Source organism: Okeania sp., from assembly GCF_983059655.1.
In genome coordinates this window covers 1-8,911 of the sequence record NZ_CEZPJD010000309.1, presented here as the reverse complement: position 1 = coordinate 8,911, position 8,911 = coordinate 1, and the positions used below count along the sequence as shown (strand labels likewise).

Genomic DNA, 8,911 nt, shown 5'->3' with positions numbered 1-8,911 from the left:
AATACAAAATCCAAAATATAAAATTATCAAATCATACCCAGAATCAGCAACGCCCCTAAAAAGTACTTTCAATAATGAATAATGAATAATGAATAATTACCTCTCCTTAAAAGAAAAGGATTGACAAAGAGAAGAAAAATTTTCATCTCTTGGTCGATTGGATATGGCGAGGAAACCTCGCCATCCCACCCTACGGGAAGCTCCGAAGAGCGACCGCTTATTATCCCCTTAAAAGGGGAGGCGCATACCCACAATTTTTCGGTAAAATATAGATCCGGAAAAGAGGGAGTAGGGAACCCACCCCTAACCCCTCCCAGGAGGGGAAATAATTGATGATTTATACGTATGGAATTGATTTAATTTTTGATTATCACCAGATGTCTAATATTCTCTTTTCTATTGGTCGATGAGATATGGCGTTTGCTACCGCAAAGCTTTTCTAACAGAAAGCGTGCCGGAGGGAACGGAGATCCGCTCTGATCAGAGCAGCTCCGAAGATCGCCATTCCACCCTACGGGAAGCTCCGAAGAGCGACCGCTTATTATCCCCTTAAAAGAGGAGGCGCATACCCACAATTTATCGGTAACTCAATCTGAACAGTGGTTTCTTGTTGGTAGATACTGAAAATCAAGACTTTTCCCTCATACAAATCAACGATCTTCTGAGCAATCTTCAATCCCAAACCAACACCCTGCTGTTCATAGTTATAACGTTCAAATTGCATGAATGCTCCTATTTTATCAATTTGCTCTTGAGTCATTCCCCGTCCACAGTCACTAATATTGAGTTGAAATACCTCATCTACAACTTGACCACAGATTTTTACAGGAGTTTGAGGCTCAGAAAACTTAAAAGCATTGTCTAGCAACTCATCAATTAACCACTGAAGATGCTGAGAAGTAAACCTAATTGTAGCAGCTTGAATTTCCAGACTCAGATCATTGAAACGATCGAAAGCTTTAGCTTTGACAGTTGCAATATCTGAAATCAAGGATGTTTCTGTTCCAGCCCCCTGAAGATCCATATCTAAAGTCCGATCATCTGGGGATTTGTAAGTTTCTAACTCCAAGTAAAGATAAATTAGGAATCTTTGGGTCACTTTTTCCAAGCGTTTTGCCGATGTTGTGCCAATATTTATAATCTCTTGAATCTCTTCAGCATCCATTTCATCAAGATAATCATTGAGTAAAAGAAAACTAGACAAAATACCATTTAAAGGAGTGTTCAACTCATGGGATAAACTGCTAGCAAGATTTCCGCGCAACTCAGTCAAACTACTCTCTAGCAATTGGATAGTGCTGTGCTGTAGTTTAGACCAGCTTTGAATCTTGTCATATTGTTGTTTGATCCGTACCATAGAATTAACTCTAGCACGCAATTCAAGACTATTAACAGGTTTACTGATAAAGTCATCAGCACCAGCAGCTAGGCAGCGAGCCAAGTCTTCTTTAGAAGTTAAAGCAGTAATCATAATTATCGGCACAGCCTGCCATTCTGGCATTGCTTTAATCTGGCGACAGACTTCTATACCATCTATGCCGGGCATCATCACATCTAGCAAAATTATATCGGGGTGAAAAAAAGTGCCCAGAGACTCAAGAGCGTCTTGACCATTCGGTGCATAACTTAACTCGTAGTCTTGATTTAGCAATAAGCCTTCGATCACATCAAAATTTGCAGGTTCATCATCCACTATAAGAATTGATATACTATTTTTCATTAAATGATTTTCCTCGTTAAAAATCCGGGTTGAAAATCCCATTTCGTGATTCAACCAGCCATTCAAATAAGTTGACTAACTTTGGATATTCTTTTTCGTATGTTTTATACCAATTTGAAAAAAGAATGTTATGAATAGTTTGGTCAACAAAAATGATTAAAGTCAGATGTATATTTAGCACTTGGAGAATTATTTCAGAGTCAAAAATGATAATAACAGCTCAATCTAGCTGACTACTGACTATTGACTACTAGAAACAGTTCCAGTATTTGTAGCAAACATTTATCAAATTGGTATTAGGTAGTAGGTGCTAGATCGGCTGAATTTTGCCAACATTACTGAGTGAAGTCTCCCAGTATCCAAAATCCTAATAGTTTCTTTGATAATAGCAGTTAACTCTGCAAACAAAAGTATACTACTCTAAAAGTTGTCATTTTACCTAAAAATTTGGTTTATATCATGTCCGGTAGCATCGGAGCGTGTATAGAATTAGGTTAAAATTGGAAGAAACCCTTCTGCCCTTTGCCTTTCTTCCACCAAAATCTAATTAGGGCTTGCTAATTAAATATTAAAGCATTTACTGATATTGGTTTTAGACTTTTTAGGTCTTGAAAAAGTACCTGGTTTTCAGCTCTTCATGCTCAAAAACTTGGCATTTCTGGCGCATAAGTTGGGCAAAAAAATTCTCCCCTACTCCCCTACTCCCTACTCCCCCGCTCCCCTACTCCCCTACTCCTTAAAAAAGACTTTTTCAGCAAACCCTAATTATTTAACTGGACATGATATTATAGCATTACGCAAATAGGTTAGGGCAATTATAGACACTCAAACGAGCGTCAGGGATTACTTCTAACAGACATCTCCAAAAATTAAAAATAAAATCAATTATTATCCAGAAATTATCAATTATTCTTCTCTGTTCCCAGCTCCGGTGTTCCCTGTTCCCTCTTTTCTGGAGATGTCTAACTTCTGACTTCTGACTTCTGACTTCTGACTTGCGCGTAGCGCTATAAAGCCTCGTGGCAGTCAGATTTATTTTTATTTATTGGAATTAAGGACTATTTTTTCAATCATCGTTGTCAATTGCCTCAAGCTAATAGGCTTACTAAGATAATCTGTCGCCCCTCCATCTAGACACTTTTCTCGATCTCCATGCATAGTTAAAGCCGTGAGGGCAATAATAGGGATATCTTTCATCGCCGAATCCTGACGAATTTGTTTCATAGCTTCTAGACCATCTAATTTTGGCATCTGAATATCCATCAAGATTAAATCTGGATGTTCGGACTTTGCCATATTAATCGCTTCTTCTCCATCATGGGCAGTTATCACCTGATATCCCTTGGTTGCCAGATAGCCAGAAATTGTTTTGATATTGGACAAGTTATCCTCTGCTAGCAAGATGCGACAAGGGGTAAGAGGTGAATTAGAAGTTACTTCGGTAGAAGCAAGAGAATCTCTAGATAAGTTGGGAGTAGACTTAAACAGTGAATTATCACAGGGTAGATCAAACCAAAAGTGACTGCCCGCCCCTTCTTTACTTGTCACTCCTGACTTACCCCCATGTAACTCTATAATCTTTTTCACTAGAGATAGACCTAAACCCGTCCCTGAATATTGGCGGTTTAAAGCACTATCGATCTGAATAAAGGGTTGAAATAACTTCTCTATATTTTTCTGACTAATGCCAATTCCGGTATCAATGACAGAAAATCTGACCCATGTCTGACTATTGTTGGTAGATACTTCAGTGCTAGACAAATTTTCTTGATTAGCTTCTGCTTCTACAGTAACTTGTAGGCTAATGGAGCCTTCCTCTGGCGTAAATTTAACAGCATTATTGAGTAAGTTAATCAAAACCTGACGGATACGGCGTTCGTCAACATTCAACTCAGGCAAGGAAGGGGGGATTTTAAGATGGGTTTGAATTCGTTTTTTGAAAGCTTGCTGTTTGATGAAAATCAGACTATCCTGGCAAAGTTGATTGAGCTTGGTCGGCTGACAATTCAGTGTTACTTGCTTCGACTCAATCTTAGCCAAGTCGAGAATGTCACTAATTAGTTGCAGGAGGTGTTTTCCACTTTTGGCAATAGTCTTGAGGGCATCTTGTTGGCGCTCATTTACTTCTCCATAGACTTGTTCTTGAAGCGTTTCGGTCATGCCCAAGATTGCATTGAGAGGAGTACGGAGTTCATGACTCATATTTGCTAAAAATTCATCTTTGAGCTTGGTGGCACGGGCTAGTTTCACGTTGGTGCGTTGTAGTGTTGCTTCAGCAGCTTTGCTAAGGCTAATGTCAAACATAGTAGAGCGCGTCATTATCAAGTTTTCTGCATCATCTTTCATCGCGATGGTATTTACACTAAACCAGCGAATCGATCCATCTCCTGTAATTATCTGATATTCCTGACGATCGAGAGAGCTTTTTGTGTTAAACTGGTTAAAGTTTTCCCAAAAAACTTCTTGACTTTCTGGGGTGAGGAAATCAACAAATCTCTTTTTACCTAAAACTTCTGCACGAGTACAACCCAACCATTTTAGTTCCGTGTCATTTATCCTTACATAGATACCTGCTGCATCCAGGGAGTGATAGCCACAGGGAGCTTTATTATAGAGGTCTTCAACTTCGCGACTATATCGCTGCAAAGCTAATTCGGCTTGTTTGCGCTCTGTGACATCTTGACAAACGCAAATTATCAGATCATTTTCTAAGAGGGTCAAGGAAATTTGTTCAGTCAAGATGCTACCATCTTTGCGAAAGGCAGTTATTTCTCCCTGCCAAGAATTATTTTGTTTTAATAGTTGAAAAAATTCTCGATCAAATTTTTCTAAATGCCAAGAATTATTTTGTTTTAATAGTTGAAAAAATTCTCGATCATACTTTTCTAACTCCTCAGCAGAATGGATTATTTTCCAGCTTTTGCCCAGTAGCTCTTCTTGATTCTCATAGCCAAACATCTTAACATAAGAAGGGTTTACATATTGGTAAAAACCATTCTTAATAATCGCAATTCCATCCACTGCAGCTTCAATACTTGCGAGCTGTTGAGCTATTTCTGCTTCTGCTTGTTTTTTTTGTCTAGCCAGACAATAGCCTTCAACTAGATTACCACAGGTAACTAAAAGAGGGTTTAAAGCCTCAAGCATTGAATTATCATAGCTTTCTGGTCGATTAGCAATACCTACTATGCCGACTAAAGTAGAGCTACTGAAAAAGGGCAACCCTAAAAAAGAGTTCAAAGGCGGATGAGCATCTGGTGTTCCATCTTGGTCAGGGTCAGTGCGAGCATTATTAGCAATAACTGGTTTACCTGTAATCAGCACTTCTCTAAACAAGGTATTGATATTGCTTAATTCCATACCCTCTTTATAGTTTTCTATGTAGAATTTGTGATTAGCTGGATTCCAGGAAATATTACTAATAGTATAAGTTTGGAGGTCGGGAACCCCTCGAATTTTCAAGAATGTATCTCCCATCACTCTTTTGCCATCATCCTGAAATATTACCTCACTGATGAAGCCATATTCGCTGTCTGTCAAGTCTAGTAAACTAGAAAGTAATACCTCAAAGATATCGGGACGGTTGTGTGCTGTAATAAACTGAGCCTGAGCTTGAGTCACACTCTGCAAGAGACGGTTATTCTGAGCAAGAGAGACTTCTGCTTGTTTTTGTTCGGTAATATCAAAGCGGATGGCTAAGTATTGATAGGGTTCGCCCTTGTCATTTAAAAAGGGAGCGATCGTACTATGAACCCAATATAAACCCCCATCTTTAGCTCGGTTACAAATTTCACCTTCCCAGATTTTACCCTTTGTAATAGTTTGCCATAAATTCTGGAAAAAACTAACAGAATGGAAACCTGAATTAACAACCTTATGGGTTTTGCCAAGCAATTCCGATCGGGAATAGCCAGAGATTTCACAAAATTTGTCATTAGTATAAGTAATAATACCTTTGGTGTCTGTGATCGCAAAGATTGCTGATTTATCAAGGGCATCTCTTAAATTTGATAGTTCTTGAATTAGTTTGCGACGCTCAGACTCTATCGCTTTGTGTTCTGTAATGTCCCGGAATATACCGCGACTTACTTTGGGATAATTACTTGGTTCAAAAGTTATGCTGCCTTCAACAATAATTTCCTTTTGCTCTTTACTAATAAATCTCAACTCAATACTATCAGTTTCAGCATCAGTTTGAGGAATTCCTTGTTGTATTTTATTCATCAAATTCAACCAAGGTTGGTAGCAACTTGGACTAAGAATATCAAAGATTGTTAGAGTTGCAACTTCTGTTGATGAATAACCTAAAGTTTCTTGCCAAGATTTGTTAACATATTCAAACTTACCATCTTCTATCCTAACGCTATGAATTAAGTTATTAGCATTATCAAATAACTCCTGCAATTGTTGAAGCAATTTTCTCTGGTAAATGGCATAGTTAATTGATCGCACTAAATTATCCTGAGAAATTTGATCTTTGACTAAATAATCTTGGGCTCCTTGCTCCATAGCAGCTACAGCCAGATTATGATTACTTAGGCTAGTTAAGACAATAATTGCCACTGTAGGCGCAGCAAGTTCAACAGCTTGCAGAGTAGCTAAACCTTGACTATCTGGTAGGTGTAAATCGAGAATGACAACATCTGGCTTATGGTTGTGGAGATAGATGAGAGCAGTTTCTAACAGATCAAAAAATACAACATTAAAGGAGTTCTCCTTTTTTGAAAAGTGCTCGATCGTATCAACATCATCAGGATTATCTTCAACTACCACAACTTCTATCTGGTCGTTATCGCTCTTATATTTTTTTGCTTTGGTACTTTGAAGTTTTGTCTGGATTTGTGCTAAGATACTCTTCTTAGGTGAAAGTATATTCTGGTTATTTAATAAGAGACTATCGCTTGCCTTTAGTTGCTCTTCAACTTTCTGGCGCTGGACAAATTCTTGTTTAAGTTCACTCTTTAAGGTTTTGACTTCTGTCTCTAGCTTACTAGCTCGACTTTCTAGTAAAGCTACTTTTTCTGCTTCCAAGCTCACTACCTTAGATTGTAAAACTTTGGCTAACTTATAAATTTCTACAGGGTTGATAGCTCTTAGCAAGTTGCTTTGAGTCACAACCCCCAGTAGCTGACTCTGCTTCCCTGTCACCATCACCCGGCTGATGTTTTTTTGTTCCATCAACTGCTGTACTGACCCCAGTGAGTCCTCTGGGTTAACTGCAAACACAGGGGTACTCATCACTGTTTCAGCTCTGTAATCTGCCAACAGCAAGTCCAATGCTTGAAATTGGACAATATCTCCCTCGGTTATTATGCCCAGAGGGATTAGAAAATCTGCATCAGCAGAGAGTGCAGAAGTTGTTTGATTATTAGATTCTACGATGATAACAGAACTAACCTTGTGGGTAAACATCTTCTTGGCGATCTCTAACAGGGAACAGTCTGGTCTGGCAGAGATTACTTGATCGGTCATTACTTCTGCAACATACCGTAGTTTCATCAGTTCAAAGGGTTGAGAACATTGGCACAAACTGCTATAGGTTAATATTCCCACCAACTGGTCTTGATTATTAAGGACAGGTAGATGGCGAATATGGTGTTTCTGGATTAAGTTGATTATTAAAAATAAGTTAGTAAGCTCATACTCTCTCACCGTCAAAATAGAAGAAGTCATTACTTCTCTGATAACCAAGGCATTGAGGTTAGGTTTCTGGATACTCAGACGTACTATATCCCGCTCGGTTAGAATACCTACTACTTTTGCCTCTTCTATTACTACTACACAGCTAGCCCGTGCTTGCCTGTGCAGACTATCTATGTTATAATTTTCAGCTTGAGTAGTGCTACAGAATGAATCCACATTGCCCATCTGAGCGATCGCTTCACTGACTTTTTGATCCGGAGAAACTACTAATGGATTCTTGACGATCGCTGACTTAATCATTATATCTGGGGAATTATCAGAAATAGGAGATAACATAAAGCTAAACGTTTATATTTGTTTTATCTTGCCGTTGCTGGGCGTTGATGAATCAAGGTATGAGTTGAGGGTAAGGCAATAGATGTGAGCATTAATATCCCAAAACTTTAGATAATGAATGAGTAAGCGAATTTACAACAGTTTCGGAGTTAGTGAGGTACAAAAATTTAAGACTTTAGGCAACAGCGGTCATATAGAATCTGGTTATATAGTATATGTATATGACTAGGAATGAGATGGAATCTGGATAACTAGTTGATGAAAAACTTTGTACCTTTTCACCTTATTCTTTCCCTTCTGCCTTCTGCCCTCTGCCTTTCTTCTGTAGATACGATAAGTATTTAACCGGATTCTATATCAGACCCCGCGACGACGTTAGTCGCAAGGGAATGCTGACCAAGAGAGGCAACAAAGAATTAATAAACTGTACCTCACTATCCGCGCAAAGTGCTGTAATGCTTTAAGATTTAAATAGACTTGGAGTACCAAAAAGTTTTTCGATTTAATTTATCTAAATAGTGCCTCAATCTCCTATTTTTTCTTTATTATAGCAATTCCCATACTTATGAGGTACAAAGTTTTAGGTTTGAGGGAATAGGGAACAGGGAACAGGGAATAAAAAGACAAGAAGATAACTGTACCTCACAACTTTGGGAAACGCTATAATATTTAGTTTAAATACTAAAAATCTTAGCACAATCCATTTCCAAAGTGCAATAAGTAACTGGACAAAATTCTACGAAGAAATCCAGTAATAATACTGTTTCACGGAAGTCAAAATTAAGAATGTAATATTGGCGTTGGTAAATTATTATTATGTCCGGTTGAACAGTTATAAATAAACTACTCAGAATTTCCTGCGGAATGCTCCGCAAACAGAATTTCCTACGGAATGCTTCGCAAACAGGAGAGAAGAAAGAAGAATAGAAGGAGAAAGTTTTTTTATCACTAATTATCCGGACATGATATTAGTGTATGGTATTAATCTTAATTACTTAGGAGTCAGGAGTGAAGAAAGAAGGAGAAAGTTTTTCGAGGAGCGTCACGTTCAGTGGAGCTATCCGTCAGCAAAATTGAGTTCTATCGCGCTCTTCTCCGGACATGATATCGTACCTCAAATTACCAACGCCGTAATATTTTATTAGGAGAATTGACTTACAGCATTTTCGGAGTTATAGCGCTACGCGCTAGGGAACAGGGAACAGGGAACAG

General features: G+C 38.4%; 2 protein-coding genes. Both read right to left on the bottom strand.

The window, feature by feature from the left end:
- Positions 1-541 precede the first annotated feature (541 nt).
- On the bottom strand, positions 542-1,720 hold the full coding sequence (locus AC3DU7_RS17495) for a hybrid sensor histidine kinase/response regulator (RefSeq protein ID WP_488040597.1): 1,179 nt from the start codon (positions 1,718-1,720) through the stop codon (positions 542-544).
- Positions 1,721-2,758: 1,038 nt separating this feature from the next.
- Positions 2,759-7,699: a PAS domain S-box protein gene (locus AC3DU7_RS17490; protein WP_488040596.1), complete on the bottom strand. Its 4,941-nt coding sequence runs from the start codon at positions 7,697-7,699 to the stop codon at positions 2,759-2,761.
- Positions 7,700-8,911: the final 1,212 nt, after the last annotated feature.